Origin of the sequence: Nocardia sp. NBC_01503, from assembly GCF_036327755.1 — a bacterium.
GTDB lineage: Bacteria > Actinomycetota > Actinomycetes > Mycobacteriales > Mycobacteriaceae > Nocardia.
On the sequence record NZ_CP109596.1, the window covers coordinates 4,103,433 to 4,117,352 of the forward strand.

Consider the following 13,920-nt stretch of genomic DNA (forward strand, 5'->3'; position numbering starts at 1 on the left):
CGTGTACGACACCGTAATCAAGAATGGGCGCTGGTTCGACGGCACCGGCGCGCCCTCCGCCATTCGCAATATCGGTATCACCGACGGCCGGGTGGCCGCGGTCAGTGCCGAACCGCTCGACGAAACCGATTGCGGCCGTGTGATCGACGCGGCCGGGCGGTGGGTGCTGCCGGGCATGGTGGATATCCACACGCACTATGACGTGGAGGTGCTGCTGGACCCGACGCTGTCGGAGTCGCTGCGGCACGGCGTCACCACCATTGTGCTGGGCTCCTGTTCGCTCTCCACCATCCATGTGGACGGTTCGGACGCGGGTGACCTGTTCGGCCGGGTGGAGGCGATTCCGCATAAGTTCGTGGTGTCGGCGGTGGACGGGCTCAAGACCTGGAACAGTGCGCACAGCTATGTGACCGCGCTGGAGTCGCTGCCGCTGGGCGCGAATCTCGCCGCCTTCATCGGGCATTCGGATATTCGGGCCGCGCAGATGGGGCTGGAGCGCTCCACCGATCCGGATGTGACCCCGACCGAGTCGGAGTTGAAGGCCATGGAGCAGAAGCTCACCGAGGCCCTCGACGCCGGGTTCGTGGGCATGTCCTCGCAGCAGTTGCTCTTCGACAAGCTCGACGGTGAGGTGTGCCGGTCGCGCACACTGCCCTCCACCTATGCCAAGCAGAAGGAGCGGCGGCGGCTGAATCGCATTCTGCGCGAACGCAAGCGGGCGCTGCAGGGTGGTCCCGATGTGGCGCGCCCGCAGAGCCTGGTCGCCATGGCGGCGAGCAGCCTGGGCATCTTCCGGCCGAATCTGAAGGTGAGCCTGCTCTCGGCCGCCGATATCAAGGCCATTCCCGGTGTGGTGCGGATCTTCCCGCTGATCGGCAAGATCCTGAACCGGCTCGGCGGGGACTTCCGCTGGCAGCATCTGCCGGTGCCGTTCGAGGTGTACTCCGACGGTATCGATCTGCCGGTCTTCGAGGAATTCGGTTCCGGCGCGGCGGCTTTGCACCTGTCGAATCAGATCGAGGAGCGGCGCGCACTGCTCGCCGATGAGGAGTACCGGCGCTGGTTCCGCAAGGATTATGACAAGAAGTGGGGTCCGCGGGTCTGGCACCGGGACTTCTTCGATGCCGAGATCACCGAATGCCCCGACGAGAGCGTGGTCGGCAAGACCTTCGGTCAGGTCGGCGTGGATCGCGGCGGCGTGCACCCGGTGGACGCCTTCCTGGACCTGGTGGTGGAGTACGGGCCCAAGGTGCGCTGGCATACCACCATCTCCAATCACCGCCCGGAGGTCCTGGACAAGCTGGCGTCGGATCCCAGTGTGCAGCTGGGTTTTTCGGACGCGGGGGCGCATCTGCGCAATATGGCCTTCTACAACTTCGGACTGCGCCTGCTCAAGCGGGTACACCGGGCGCAGCAGGCAGGGAAGCCGTTCATGACCATCGAGCACGCCGTGCACCGCGTCACCGGTGAGCTGGCCGACTGGTACGACCTGGATGCCGGACACCTGCGGGTGGGTGATCGCGCCGATGTGCTGATCATCGATCCGATGTATCTGGACGAGAGCCTGGACGCGTACGCGGAGAACCCGATTCCCGAGTACGACAACCTCTCTCGCATGGTCAATCGCAATGACAACACCGTGACCGCCGTGCTGGTGAACGGTGAGTACGTCTTCGGGCTGGGCGAGAAGTCCCCGGCACTCGGCACACAGCGCACCGGGGAATTCCTGCGTGCCGGTCGCCGCGGATAACAGGGAGATCGCTTTGAGCACAGCAAGATTCGACGGCAAGGTCGCCGTCGTGACGGGCGCGGCATCCGGTATCGCCGCGGCCATCGCCACCGCGCTGGTGGCCGAGGGCGCCTCGGTGGTCGGACTCGATATCGATGAGCCGGGCCTGGACAAGAAAGTCGCCGAACTCGGCGCCGCGTTCGTCCCGGTGCTGGCGGATGTGACGGTGGAGGCACAGGTCGCCGCCGGAATCGCCGTTGCCGCAGCGCGTTTCGGCCGCCTGGACGTGGCCTTCAATGTGGCGGGCGGCTCCCGAATCGGTGCCGTCACCGATCTCGACGAAGCGGATTGGGATTTCACAATCGACCTGGTGCAGAAGAGCGTCTTCCTCTGCACCAAACATGAAGCCAGGCTCATGCGTGAGACCGGTGGCGGCGCCATCGTGAATGTCTCGTCCCTCGACGGCCGCGTCCCCATGCCAGGCGGCAGCCCGTACTCAACGGGTAAGGCGGGCGTGGTCATGTTCGGCAAGAACGCCGCCCTCGAGCTGGCGCAGCACCGAATCCGCGTGAACTCGGTCCTGCCCGGCTTGGTCGATACCCCGCTCACCGCGGCGGTCATGGGCTACGAACCCGCGAAACAAATGTTCCTGGACCGCATCCCGATGGGCGCGGCCGCCACCGCGGAGCAGATAGCCGCCCCCTGCCTGTTCCTGGCCAGCGACGACGCCTCCTACATCACCGGCACCGAACTCGTGGTCGACGGCGGCTGGGAGATCAGCAACTTCCCCAACCTGGCCAAGCTCGCGGCTGGCTGAGTAGCAGGTGAAAGCGGTGGCCGTGCGGAATTCCGCACGGCCACCGATTTATTCACCGTGCGGGGCGAATATCTGTATGCCCGAAGTCATTTCCCTTGTACAGCAGCGGTTCGCCCGCATCGGAAGCCAGCGCGTATGCGAAGCAATCTCCGAAGTTCAGCTGAGCCGGATGTCCGCTGCCCCTACCGAAGTCACGGTAGGCGGCGCGGGCGATCGCGGCTTGTTCGACCGATACCGGCTCGAGCTCGATTCGGAGCGTTCGGACGAGTTCGTCGGCACGGCGTGCGACCACCGGGTCGGGATGGCGGTCCGCCTTGATCGCCATCTCGAGGTGATTGACCACGGACATGCGTGGCCGCTCGGCCGAGGTGATGGCCGCGAGGAATTCGTCGCGTTCCGGTTCGCCCCGCAAAATGGCGACCAGGGCCGACGCGTCGACGATCACGCCGGCAGCCCCGCATCGTCGTAGAGATCGTCGGTGGAAAGTAGCAGCCGGGTTTCGGGGGTGAGCCGGGCATCCAGGTCGGCGAGAATTACCGCGATCTGCTCCCGTTGCAGGTCCACCCGGATTTCGGGCTTGGCATCCAGGTCTCGCAACATACGCCGCAACGCCTCCTCCACCACGCTGGTCTGGGACATCCCGGTCCGCTGGGCTGCCTCACGAACCAGGGCGTGAACGCGTTCGTTCTTGATGTTCAAGCTCATGGCATCCGCCTTCCCGGGCTCGCCTCAGCTTCACGAGGCGCTGTCTACCATTCTAGTATCGAATGGTAGAATCTCTACCGGTTTCGGCGGATGCCCGCGGGATCACTCCCTGGCGAGCCCGTCCTCGCTGATCGACGCGGCATCCAGACCGAGCATCTGCAGCAGGTACTCGCAGTCGGCGGCATCGAGCGCATGGCCGGCGACCGTGTGCCGAGCCAGTGCGTTCTGCTTGGCGCATGCGGCCTTCTCAGCCGCGCGCGCCGCACCGAATTCACTCTGCTCGTCGCGCAGTGTGGTCTGTCTAGTGGAGTTCATTTGCCAACTTCCCGGGCCGCGCCGGGTTGCCGTATCCGAATGACTCGGGTCAACACCGCCTACCTTCACCCTACTGTGTGCCCCCGGTTATCGAAATGAGATCCGCCGATACCGCCCTTCGCCCCGGTCAGCGGGGTGGCAACACCGGGGCGTCCCAGGCTCGGGCGAAGCGGCGTTTGTCGGCGGCGTTGGTTTCCTTGCTGCGGTAGACGACGTAGGGGCGGGTCAGGTAGCCGATGGGGGCGCTGAACATGTGGACAAGGCGGGTATACGGCCAGATGCCGATGAGGGTCAGCACGATGAGGCCGTGGGCCTGGAAGGTCCACGGGGTGCCGACCATGAGGTCGGGGTGGGGATGGAGGGTGAAGAGGCTGCGGAACCAGGGGGAGACGGTTTCGCGGTAGTTATAGGTGCCCCACAGCAGGTTGCTGCCGACCGTGTTGAGCAGGCCGGTGATGAGCGCCCCCGCCAGCAGGACGTACATGAGCTGGTCATTGCGGGTGGTGGCCTTGCGGACCGCGGTCACGGTGACACGGCGGTAGAGCAGGATGCCGATACCGGCGATGACCGCGATACCCGCGACGGTGCCCGCCGAGACGGCGACCACGTGATAGAGGTGTTCGGAGATGCCGACCGCATCGGTCCAGGACTCGGGGATGAGGACGCCGAGCACGTGCCCGCCTATGACGCCGAGCATGCCGAAGTGGAACAGCGGGCTGCCCAGGCGCAGCAGGCGGGATTCGTAGACCTGGGAGGAGCGGGTGGTCCAGCCGAATTGGTCATTGCGGTAGCGCCACAGGTGACCGAGCAGGAATGAGGTGAAGGCGACGTAGGGCAGCGTCAGCCAGAGGGCGGGGGTCATCGGCGGGCTTCCGATCCGGCGAAGGCCAGGGGGTCCATGGCGAAGGGTTCCAGGCCGACCTCTTCCTCGGGCGGACCCTGGGCGGCGAGTTCGGCAATGCGACGGCGGTCGGCGGTGGTGACCGGCGGCAGCGTGGAGGTGACGGCGGTGAGAATGCCCGCGTACGGAGATCCACTGTCGGACAACGAGAGTCGCAGCAGCTCCAGCACGGGGACGTGCTCACCGAGCAGGCGTTCGCCGCCGATGGGGTCGACGGTGGCGGCGAATTCCAGCAGTACCGGCAGGTGGTCGGGGAGTTCCTCGTCGCCGAGTTCGACGCCCGCCTGCCGGTACGCGTGTTTGAAGCGCAGCAGCGCCATACCGCGTTTGCGGGTGTCGCCGTAGGCGTAGAAGGTCAGGTGCAGGCTGGCGCGGCGGCGCATATCGAAGGTTTCGACATACTGCTGAGCCAGGGCGATGGGGGAGCTCGCGCGCAGATGGTCCAGGAAACCGTCGATATGCGGGCGCACGGTATCGGGCAATTCCGCTGTGGCGCTGGACAAATCGTCGAGCATGGCGAGGGTGCGTTCGTGCGGGTAGTCCAGGAGTAGGGCGGCGAGCCGCCACACCAGATGCCGGTCTCGTTCGGAGAGCGCGACCACCGGTTCGGGGCGGCGGCGCAGTTTCAGCAGGCTCATCGGCTCGCACCCGTCGAAATCGGTTCGCCCGCTTCATCATCGGTGGAGTCACCGGTGCGGGTCGGCAGCAGCCCGTCGGCGCTCTTACCGTCCCAGTTGAGCAGGTTGATGCGGCTCGACTTCTCCTCCGGTGCGGCGCCATTGGTGTCCGAGAGCTGGAACTTCTCGACCACCACATCGAGCGCGGTCATACCCGGTCCGCCGTCGGTATCCAGCGAACATCCGGTGGCGAGTGAATCGAGTTCGTGTGCACGGGAAGTCGCGCCATTGGGGATCACGTAGCGGTGCTCGTACTTTGCGATGGCGAGCAGCCGGTACATGGCCTCGATCTCCTCGGGCTCGAGGCCCACCGAGTCCGGAATCCCCATATCGGGTTCCTGTCCGAGGTTGATCGACCGCATGAACGAGCGCATACCGGCCAGGCGTTGCAGCGAGTCCCGGACCGGTTCCACATCACCGGCGGTGAAGAGTTCGGCCAGATACTCGAGCGGAATGCGCAGTGCGTCGATGGCGCCGAACAGGTTCGAGGCATCCTCACCGTCATGTCCGGTCTGGGTGAGCGTATCCACCACCGGTGAGAGCGGCGGCACGTACCAGACCATCGGCATGGTGCGGTACTCCGGATGCAGCGGCAGCGCGATCTTGTAGTCGACGATGAGTTTGTAGACCGGTGAATCCTGTGCCGCCTGAATCCAATCCGGGGAGATGCCGGCCGCCTCGGCCTCGGCGATCACCCGCGGATCATGCGGATTGAGGAACACCCCGAGCTGTGCCGGATACAGCTCCCTGTCGTTCTCGATCGAGGCCGCCTCCAGCACCGCGTCCGCGTCGTAGAGCATGACGCCGATGTACCGCAGTCGTCCGACGCACGTCTCCGAGCACACCGTGGGAATGCCGACCTCCACGCGCGGGTAGCAGAAGGTGCACTTCTCCGCCTTACCCGTCTTGTGGTTGAAGTAGATCTTCTTGTACGGGCAGCTGCTGATGCATTGCCGCCAGCCCCGGCATTTGTCCTGGTCGACCAGCACGATGCCGTCCTCGGAGCGCTTGTAGATCGCACCGGAGGGGCAGGCCGCCGCACAGGACGGGTTCAGGCAGTGTTCGCAGATGCGCGGCAGGTAGAACATGAAGGTCTGCTCGAATTCGAGCTTCACCTGCTCGGACAGCTTGGCCAGCAGCGGGTCCTTGCCGACCTGTTCGGGTCCGGACCCGAGGGAGTCGTCCCAGTTCGCGCCCCAGGTGACATCCGTATTCTCGCCCGTAATAAGGGATTTGGGGCGGGCGACGGGGGTGGTGTCCATCTGCGGGGCGGACAGCAGATTGTCGTAGTCGTAGCTCCACGGGTCGTAATAGTCCGACACCGTCGGCAGATCCGGATTGGCGAAGAGGTTGAGCAGCCGCATCACCCGGGATCCGGATTTGAGGGTGAGGCGGCCCTTCTTGTTGAGCGTCCACCCGCCCTTCCACTTCTCCTGATCCTCATAGCGGCGCGGATAGCCTTGTCCCGGACGGGTTTCCACATTGTTGAACCACACGTACTCGGTGCCCGCGCGATTGGTCCACGCCTGTTTGCAGGTGACCGAGCAGGTGTGGCAGCCGATGCATTTGTCGAGGTTCATGACCATCGCCAGCTGTGCCATGACGCGCATATCAGTACTCCGCTTCTTGATTGCGCTCGCCGACGGTGCAGTGTGACCTCATCGCGCTCATCTCAGTACTCCACCTTTTGATTGCGCTTGCCGACGGTGCAGTGTGGCCTCATCGCGCTCATCTCAGTACTCCACCTTTTGATTGCGCTTGCGGATGGTGGTTACCTCATCGCGCTGATTTCCGGTGGGGCCGTGGTAGTTCAGCGCGAAGGACTGCTGGGCGTAGCCGCCGATGAGGTGCGAGGGCTTGATCATGATCCGGGTGAGCGCGTTGTGGATACCGCCGCGCTTGCCCCGGCCCTTGAACTCCTGCGCGCCCTCGGCGTTCTCGGCGGGGCCTTCGATGCGCGGCACATTCACCGCGCGGTCCTGGGCGTGGTACATGAATACGGTGCCCTCGGGCATCCGGTGCGAGACGATGGCGCGCGCCACCACCACACCGTTGCGGTTGACCGCCTCGATCCAATCATTGTCGGCCACACCGATTTTGGCGGCGTCGATCTCGGACATCCAGATGGCCTGACCGCCGCGCGAGAGCGTCAGCATATGCAGGTTGTCCTGGTACGCCGAGTGGATCGACCATTTGGAGTGCGGTGTCAGATAGCGCACGGTGACACCGTTCTCGTTCACCGCGCCGATACCGGGCTCGCTGAACAGCGCCGTCATATCGAGCGGTGGCCGATAGATGGGCAGCTGTTCACCGAGTTCGATCATCCAGTCGTGATCGAGGTAGAAGTGCTGCCGCCCGGTGAGGGTGTGCCACGGCTTGAGCCGCTCGGTATTGATGGTGAACGGCGAGTACCTGCGTCCGCCGGTCTCACTACCGGACCACTCCGGTGAGGTGATGACCGGTACCGGGCGAGCCTGGGTGTCCGCGAAGGTGATTCGCTTACCCTCGTGTTCCGCGGCGAGGTCGGCGAGTTGGGTGCCGGTGCGCTTCTCCAGCTCGTGGAAGCCCTCCACGGCGAGGCGGCCGTTGGTGGTGCCAGACAGCGCCAGAATGGCCTCGGCCGCGTGCGTATCCTTGGCCAGGGACGGACGCCCCTGTGCCACACCGGAGATCACCGTGCCGTTCATGCCTTTGAGGTACTCGACCTCGGCATCGGGAACGGTGGTGACGCCCTTGGTGGTGAGTCCCATCCGCTCCACGAGCGGCCCGAGCGCGGCCATCTTCTCCGCGACATTCGGGTAATCCCGCTCGACCACAACGATTTTGGGCATGGTGACACCGGGAATGGGCTCGCATTCGCCCTTCTTCCAATCCAGCACCCGGCCACCGGCCTGGGCCAGTGCGTCGGCGGTGTCGTGCTGAAGTGGCACGGCCACAATGTCCTTGCGTACACCGAGGTGCTTCTCGGCCAGCCAGGAGAATCCGCGTGCGATGCGATGGAACGCCTCGAAGTCGGTGCGCGCCTCCCACGGCGGGGAGATGGCCGGGGTGAAGGCGTGCACGAACGGATGCATATCCGTGGAGGACAGGTCGTGCTTCTCGTACCAGGTGGCGGCGGGCAGCACGATATCGGAGAACAGGGTGGTGCTCGTCATCCGGAAGTCCAGGGACAGCAGCAGATCCAGCTTCCCGGTGGGTGCGTCCTCGCGCCACACCAGCTCCTGCGGGCGCACCCCGGTGGCCTCACCGGTCTGCAGGTTCGAGTCCGCGCCCAGCAGATGCTTGTGGAAGTACTCATTGCCCTTACCGGAGGAGCCGAGCAGATTCGCCCGCCACACCGTGAGCACGCGCGGGAAGTTCTCCGGCGCGTCCGGATCCTCGCAGGCGAAACGCAGATCACCGGATTTCAATCCGTCGACCACATAGTCGGCGGCCGACTTACCCGCGGCCTCGGCCTCATCGGCGAGGTCGAGGGGATTGCGGTTGAGCGTGGGGTAGGACGGCATCCAGCCCAAACGGGAAGCGAGCGCGATATTGTCGGCCGCGGTGCGCCCCGCGAATTTGCCGCTGCCCAGCGGTGAGGCGAAGGCTTCGGAGGTGAACGGGTCGTAGCGCCACTGGTCGTTGGTGAGGTACCAGAACACGGTGCCCTGCATCTGACGCGGCGGCCGCTGCCAGTCGGAGGCGAAAGCCAATGTGGACCAGCCGGTTACGGGCCGGCACTTCTCCTGGCCGACGTAATGTGCCCAGCCGCCGCCGTTCACGCCCTGACATCCGGTGAGCAGGGTCAAAGTGAAGAAGGCACGGTAGATCTGATCCGAATGGAACCAGTGATTCGTTCCGGCGCCCATCAGAATCATCGAACGCCCGCCGGAACGGTCCGCGTTATCGGCGAATTCGCGCGCGATGCGCTCGCACTGCCGGGCGGGCACGCCGGTGATCGTCTCCTGCCAGGCGGGGGTGTACGGCTCGCTCGGATCTTCGTATCCGGTCGGCCAACTGCCGGGCAGGCCCGGCCGTGCGACACCGTACTGCGCCAGCAGCAGATCGAACACCGTCGTCACCCGCTTACCCGCGATGACGGTGGTCGGCACGCCGCGGGTGAGTACCTCCGCTGACGGCCCGTCGAATCGTGGGAACTGCACGGCCGCAGCATCATCGGTGCGGCCGTGCAGGGTCAGCAGGGGATCGACATCCCCGAGATCGAGGTTCCAGTGGCCCGCGCCCGCATCGGTGAAGCGGTGGCCGAGGGATCCATTGGGCACCTGCGGATTTCCGTCCGCGTCCAGCAGTACCGGCTGGAATTCGACACTCTCCCCGGCGATTCCGAGGTCGGCGGCGGTCAGGAACTTGCCGGGTACCGCGACGCCGTCCTTATCGTCCAGCGCGATCAGGTACGGCAGGTCGGTGTAGCGCTTGATGTAGTTGTCGAAACGCTCGGTTCGCTTGTCCACGAAGAACTCTCGCAGCACCACATGGCCCATGGCCATGGCCAGGGCGGCATCGGTGCCGGGGCGCGCGGGCACCCATTCGTCGGCGAACTTGGTGTTGTCGGCGTAGTCGGGGGAGACCACCACGACCTTCTGACCGCGATAGCGGGCCTCGGTCATATAGTGCGCGTCCGGGGTGCGGGTGACCGGGACATTGGAGCCCCACATGATGAGGTATCCGGCATCGAACCAGTCGGCGGATTCGGGCACATCGGTTTGATCGCCGAATACCTGCGGGGAGGCCACCGGCAGGTCCGCGTACCAGTCGTAGAACGACAGCATGGAGCCGCCGATCAGCGAAATGAACCGTGCGCCAACGGCATGCGAGACCATGGACATGGCCGGAATGGGGGAGAACCCGGCCACCCGGTCCGGCCCGTACTTCTTGATGGTGTGCACATGCGCGGCGGCCGCGATCTCGGCGGCCTCCCACCATTCGGCGCGGACGAAGCCGCCCTTACCGCGCGCGGACTTGTAGGTCTTGGCCGTCTCGGGATCCTCGACGATCGATTCCCACGCCAGCACCGGATCCTTGAGCCGGGTCTTGGCCTCGCGGTACAGCTCCAACAGCACACCGCGCACATACGGATACCGAATGCGGGCGGGCGAATAGGTGTACCAGGAGAACGAGGCGCCGCGCGGGCAGCCGCGCGGCTCGTATTCGGGCTTGTCCGCGCCGACGGACGGGTAATCGGTCTGCTGTGACTCCCAGGTGATCACGCCGTCCTTGACGTAGATCTTCCAGGAACACGATCCGGTGCAGTTGACCCCGTGCGTGGAGCGCACCACCTTGTCGTGCGACCAGCGATCGCGATAGAACTCGTCGGCCTCGCGCCCACCCACCTGATGCAGGGTGCGCTGATCGCCGGAGATCTCACCGCGATGGAAGTATTTACCCAATCGGAGCAGTGCATCGCCGGAGGAGGTTCCGGTGTGCGAGTTAGCCATGATGCCCCTATCGAGTGCGAAGAACCGGGCTGCTGGCTCGACTGTAAAGACGTGCGGGCGGGTCGCAAAACGGTTCTCTCACAGTGCGCTGGGGGTCGTTGTGAGCTGTGAGGTCGGCGCAACCTTATGGTCACTGTCCGATAGCGGCGCGGGGTCGCAGGTTCCGGCCTCACCTGCGCGGATGTGCTTCGAGAGGGTAAATATCGAGGCTATGCGCGGGTTTTCGGCCGCTCGCGGTGATGCTTCGGAAACGGCTGGTTCTCTCGCGGTTTACATTTGTTAACAGGGGATCGACCCGAAATCCGATTGCTGTCAGATCGCTGGTGAATATCCCGCGTCCGTCGCGAGCCCTCCAATGGGGTGGCGGGCATGCGCCGATCGGAAGGTGTGATCCACTCGGCCGCCGGCGGTGGCGCGTATATCCCCATTCCCGCCGGGATCATCGCGGCGACCGGAGACGCGGGCTAAGCGGATCGCGAGGGCGGTGGATGCGGGACGGGAGCGTAAAGGGTGAGCTCCAGCGCGGTGCGCAGGGCCGCACCCGGATCGGCGGTCAATTCCGGTGCGCGCCAGGCGATTATCTGATCGGGGCGCACCAGTAGCGCGCCGTCGGCATTGAGACCGACTGTTTTGCGGTAGGTTTCATCGACCGTGTAGCTGTCGATGCCTTCCTGGTCGGCCGCCGCACGCCACGCGGTACCGGCGGGACCGGTGAAGAGAACGAATTCGGTACCGATGAGATCGAGCGTCGAACGGTCCGGTGTCAGGAAAGTATGCGGCAGCCGCGTACCCGGTTGACCGGATACATCCAGGCGCTCCATGGTGTGCGGCCTGCCATCGTCGATGAAAGCGCCTGCAGGATAACGTTTTCCGAGATCGCGCGCGGCCTCCAGGACTCGATCGGCGATCCCGAGCTGCCGGAACAGCTCCATGGTCCGGATATTGATTCGCCGCGCCTTGGGCTGTGGCGAGGTGGTGACGCGCCGCTCGACCACCGTCACCTCGACCCCCTGTCGGCGTAGGAACAGTGCGGCGCACAGTCCGACCAGGCCGCCGCCGACCACCAATACTCGCGGTTCGTGTACGTTGTACATCATGTGTACGTTGTACGCGAATGGTTGAATTCCTCGCAAGGAGGTGACATGACCGAGGAGACGACCCCGCCGGGTCCGCTGATCTGGACGCTGCCCGAACCGCCGGGCCGCCCCACCACGACGCTGAACCGCGCCGATATCCTGCGCGCCGCTCTCGCGATCGCGGACGCCGAAGGTGCGGCAGCGCTCACCATGCGCCGAGTGGCAACCGCGGTGGGCGCGTCGACCCCGATGTCCCTCTACCGCTACGTGGGCAGCAAAGACGGTCTGGTCGACCTCATGATCGATGCCGTGTATGGCGAAATCCCGCTCCCGCCAACCGCTTCCGACGCACAGCCGGAATCTGCGGGCGCCGCTGTACCCCGCTCGACCTCCGATGCCGCATCCTGGCGTCCGACGCTGGAGCACCTGTCGTTGGATACGTGGGCGGTGATCCAGCGTCACCTGTGGTTCGGCCACCTGGTCCACACTCGCCCGCCCTTCGGCCCGAATGCGCTGCGTTACTTCAATTTCCGCTTCGCGCTCCTGGAGCCGCTCGGCATCTCGGCCGACGATATGACCCGCATTACCGCGGCGATCGACGGCCACCTCATCGGCACCGCCCTGCAAGTGGCCGAGGAAATGCGCATGCGCTCGCGCACCGGCCTGCACACCGAAGCCCAACTCGGCGAGGCCGCCGCCCCCTTCCTCCAGCCCATCCTGGACTCCGGCACCCACCCCGCCTTCGCCCGCTGGCTCACCAACCGCACCCTCCCCAATCGCGCGGATCCCGCCGACCCGGCCGATCCGGTCGCCTGGACCCTCGCGGCGTTGCTCGACGGGATCACCGATCGGCTGAACCTCCCGGGGCCTTCGTAGCCGGTAACGGGAATCGGTTCTGCCCCGGTCGAATTCGCTGGTGCAGGTACCGGAGCTGAGCACCGATCTGCGCGCAGAATACGGATTCGCCTGCCTATTCATCAGTCACGATCTCGCGGTGATCAACTCGATAGCCGATCGCGTGGTAGTCCTGAAGGCGGGAAGTGTGGTGGAAAGCGGCCCGGTGACTGACGTTTTCGGTAATCCTGGAGAGGATTACACGCGCCGTTTGCCGGCGGCCGTGCCCGCATCGGATCCGGTGCACGCGCGCCGCGTGGAATCCACGCCGGAACATCCGCGTCTCGCGCTGGGGGCATGACGGGAATTCCGATCAGGATCGGTGACATATACAAACAGGGATAGTCGCGCCTACGCGTGGCCGACCGGATTTGTGCGAGCATCCACCAGTGGGGGCAACCCGGCGGCATCTCGAACGAGACGCCGTTCGCCGGGCAAAGCTGAAGGGAGATGCGGTGGTCGCCGATATGGCCTGCGGACGTGAATCTCGGGAGCTCGAAGCACCCACTTTCGGAAATCTGCTGCGCCGGTTACGCGACGGCCGCGGGGTCTCCCGCGAACGGCTGGCCTTCAATGCGGGCGTAAGTGCTAGTTACATAACGCATTTGGAGAAAGGTGAGCGGGGAAATCCGACTCGCGAAGTTGTGGAAGCGCTTACTCGCTATCTTGATCGACTCGATCCGCTCAGCTCCGCCGACCATCGCCAATTGACCGATCTCGCCGGACTCGGTACGGGCGAGATGCCTGCCGTGGAGCAGTTGCGCGCGGCCATTACCCCCGATATGCGCCGGGTATTGGACCTGCATCGCCCGAATCTCGCCGCCTATCTCGATGTGCGCGCCAATGTGCTCGCCTGGAACGACAGCTGGGAAGATGCCTTCCCGGGTGTGGGCGAAGACGGAAATATGTTGCGCTGGTTCTTCGGCAATGAACTGGCCGCCAGGGTCCTGGTCGATTGGGAACATGATGTGCGCCAAGTGGTTCGGTGGATGCGCGGATTGATCGGCCGCTCCGGCGATGTCACCGGCTTCACCGAATTGCTCGCCGACCTCGGCGAATTTCCCAAATTCCGCCATGCCTGGGCCGAGGGCGGCGTGGCCTTCGCCCCGCACGTGTGGACCCTGCATCTGCGCAATCCCGTTACCGGCCTGCGCCGTAAGGTCTATGCGCAAACCGGCCGTATAGACACCGGCCCGCACCCCGGCCACCTCCTCGCCATCCTCGGCCTGAACGGCTGACCTTCGGCTTGAACGGCTGAACTCGGCCGTATCGGCCGACCCATCCCGACCTAGGCGACGGCCCAACCTCGTCATCCCGGCGCTCTTTTGGCCGGGATCCACTGATGCGGTGTGGATCCCGGCCAAAAGC

Annotated in this window: 13 protein-coding genes; 5 read left to right on the forward strand and 8 right to left on the reverse strand. The window is 65.1% G+C overall.

Going from position 1 to position 13,920, the window contains the following annotated elements:
* Position 1: 1 nt before the first annotated feature.
* Both OHB26_RS18445 and OHB26_RS18450 read left to right on the forward strand, forming a co-directional pair.
* Positions 2-1,750 (forward strand): N-acyl-D-amino-acid deacylase family protein, encoded by a 1,749-nt coding sequence (locus OHB26_RS18445; RefSeq protein WP_330185376.1) that lies wholly within the window; start codon positions 2-4, stop codon positions 1,748-1,750.
* 13 nt (positions 1,751-1,763) lie between these two features.
* Entirely contained in the window at positions 1,764-2,546 is a 783-nt protein-coding gene (locus OHB26_RS18450) for an SDR family NAD(P)-dependent oxidoreductase (RefSeq protein WP_330185377.1), read from the forward strand.
* Positions 2,547-2,598: 52 nt separating this feature from the next.
* Here the strand turns inward: OHB26_RS18450 and OHB26_RS18455 are convergent, their stop codons facing one another.
* The 8 genes from OHB26_RS18455 to OHB26_RS18490 form a co-directional block, all read right to left on the reverse strand.
* The gene (locus OHB26_RS18455; protein ID WP_330185378.1) at positions 2,599-2,991 is read right to left on the reverse strand and encodes a type II toxin-antitoxin system VapC family toxin; all 393 of its coding nucleotides are present in this window, start codon (positions 2,989-2,991) and stop codon (positions 2,599-2,601) included.
* Entirely contained in the window at positions 2,988-3,251 is a 264-nt protein-coding gene (locus tag OHB26_RS18460) for a type II toxin-antitoxin system VapB family antitoxin (protein ID WP_330185379.1), read from the reverse strand. The genes OHB26_RS18455 and OHB26_RS18460 overlap by 4 nt, the downstream gene beginning before the upstream one ends.
* 102 nt (positions 3,252-3,353) lie before the next feature.
* Positions 3,354-3,566 carry a hypothetical protein gene (locus tag OHB26_RS18465; protein WP_330185380.1) on the reverse strand — a complete coding sequence of 71 codons (213 nt, stop codon included), beginning with the start codon at positions 3,564-3,566 and terminating at the stop codon, positions 3,354-3,356.
* A gap of 127 nt (positions 3,567-3,693) precedes the next feature.
* Positions 3,694-4,428: a respiratory nitrate reductase subunit gamma gene (gene narI, locus OHB26_RS18470; RefSeq protein WP_330185381.1), complete on the reverse strand. Its 735-nt coding sequence runs from the start codon at positions 4,426-4,428 to the stop codon at positions 3,694-3,696.
* The gene (gene narJ / locus OHB26_RS18475; RefSeq protein WP_330185382.1) at positions 4,425-5,105 is read right to left on the reverse strand and encodes a nitrate reductase molybdenum cofactor assembly chaperone; all 681 of its coding nucleotides are present in this window, start codon (positions 5,103-5,105) and stop codon (positions 4,425-4,427) included. Before narJ ends, narI begins: the two co-directional genes overlap by 4 nt.
* Positions 5,102-6,745: a nitrate reductase subunit beta gene (gene narH / locus OHB26_RS18480; RefSeq protein WP_330185702.1), complete on the reverse strand. Its 1,644-nt coding sequence runs from the start codon at positions 6,743-6,745 to the stop codon at positions 5,102-5,104. The genes narJ and narH overlap by 4 nt, the downstream gene beginning before the upstream one ends.
* Before the next feature lie 132 nt (positions 6,746-6,877).
* Entirely contained in the window at positions 6,878-10,582 is a 3,705-nt protein-coding gene (locus OHB26_RS18485; RefSeq protein ID WP_330185383.1) for a nitrate reductase subunit alpha, read from the reverse strand.
* Positions 10,583-11,046: 464 nt separating this feature from the next.
* Positions 11,047-11,679 carry an FAD-dependent oxidoreductase gene (locus OHB26_RS18490; RefSeq protein WP_330185384.1) on the reverse strand — a complete coding sequence of 211 codons (633 nt, stop codon included), beginning with the start codon at positions 11,677-11,679 and terminating at the stop codon, positions 11,047-11,049.
* Between the two features lie 45 nt (positions 11,680-11,724).
* On the opposite strand from OHB26_RS18490, the gene OHB26_RS18495 reads away from it, so the two are divergent.
* The 3 genes from OHB26_RS18495 to OHB26_RS18505 all read left to right on the forward strand — a co-directional run bounded on the left by OHB26_RS18495 (position 11,725) and on the right by OHB26_RS18505 (position 13,790).
* Positions 11,725-12,534 (forward strand): TetR/AcrR family transcriptional regulator, encoded by an 810-nt coding sequence (locus tag OHB26_RS18495; protein ID WP_330185385.1) that lies wholly within the window; start codon positions 11,725-11,727, stop codon positions 12,532-12,534.
* Between the two features lie 40 nt (positions 12,535-12,574).
* Positions 12,575-12,853, forward strand: coding sequence for a hypothetical protein (locus OHB26_RS18500; protein WP_330185386.1), 279 nt, complete (start codon positions 12,575-12,577; stop codon positions 12,851-12,853).
* A 154-nt stretch (positions 12,854-13,007) separates the two neighbouring features.
* The gene (locus OHB26_RS18505) at positions 13,008-13,790 is read left to right on the forward strand and encodes a helix-turn-helix domain-containing protein (RefSeq protein ID WP_330185387.1); all 783 of its coding nucleotides are present in this window, start codon (positions 13,008-13,010) and stop codon (positions 13,788-13,790) included.
* Positions 13,791-13,920 lie beyond the last annotated feature (130 nt).

Excerpts from the sequence above, each read along its gene's own strand:
- OHB26_RS18460 (WP_330185379.1), bottom strand. The coding sequence starts at position 3,251 with ATGAGCTTGAACATCAAGAACGAACGCGTTCACGCCCTGGTTCGTGAG.
- OHB26_RS18465 (WP_330185380.1), bottom strand. The coding sequence starts at position 3,566 with ATGAACTCCACTAGACAGACCACACTGCGCGACGAGCAGAGTGAATTC.
- narI (WP_330185381.1), bottom strand. The coding sequence starts at position 4,428 with ATGACCCCCGCCCTCTGGCTGACGCTGCCCTACGTCGCCTTCACCTCA.
- narJ (WP_330185382.1), bottom strand. The coding sequence starts at position 5,105 with ATGAGCCTGCTGAAACTGCGCCGCCGCCCCGAACCGGTGGTCGCGCTC.
- narH (WP_330185702.1), bottom strand. The coding sequence starts at position 6,745 with ATGGCACAGCTGGCGATGGTCATGAACCTCGACAAATGCATCGGCTGC.
- OHB26_RS18485 (WP_330185383.1), bottom strand. The coding sequence starts at position 10,582 with ATGGCTAACTCGCACACCGGAACCTCCTCCGGCGATGCACTGCTCCGA.
- OHB26_RS18490 (WP_330185384.1), bottom strand. The coding sequence starts at position 11,679 with ATGATGTACAACGTACACGAACCGCGAGTATTGGTGGTCGGCGGCGGC.
- OHB26_RS18495 (WP_330185385.1), top strand. The coding sequence starts at position 11,725 with ATGACCGAGGAGACGACCCCGCCGGGTCCGCTGATCTGGACGCTGCCC.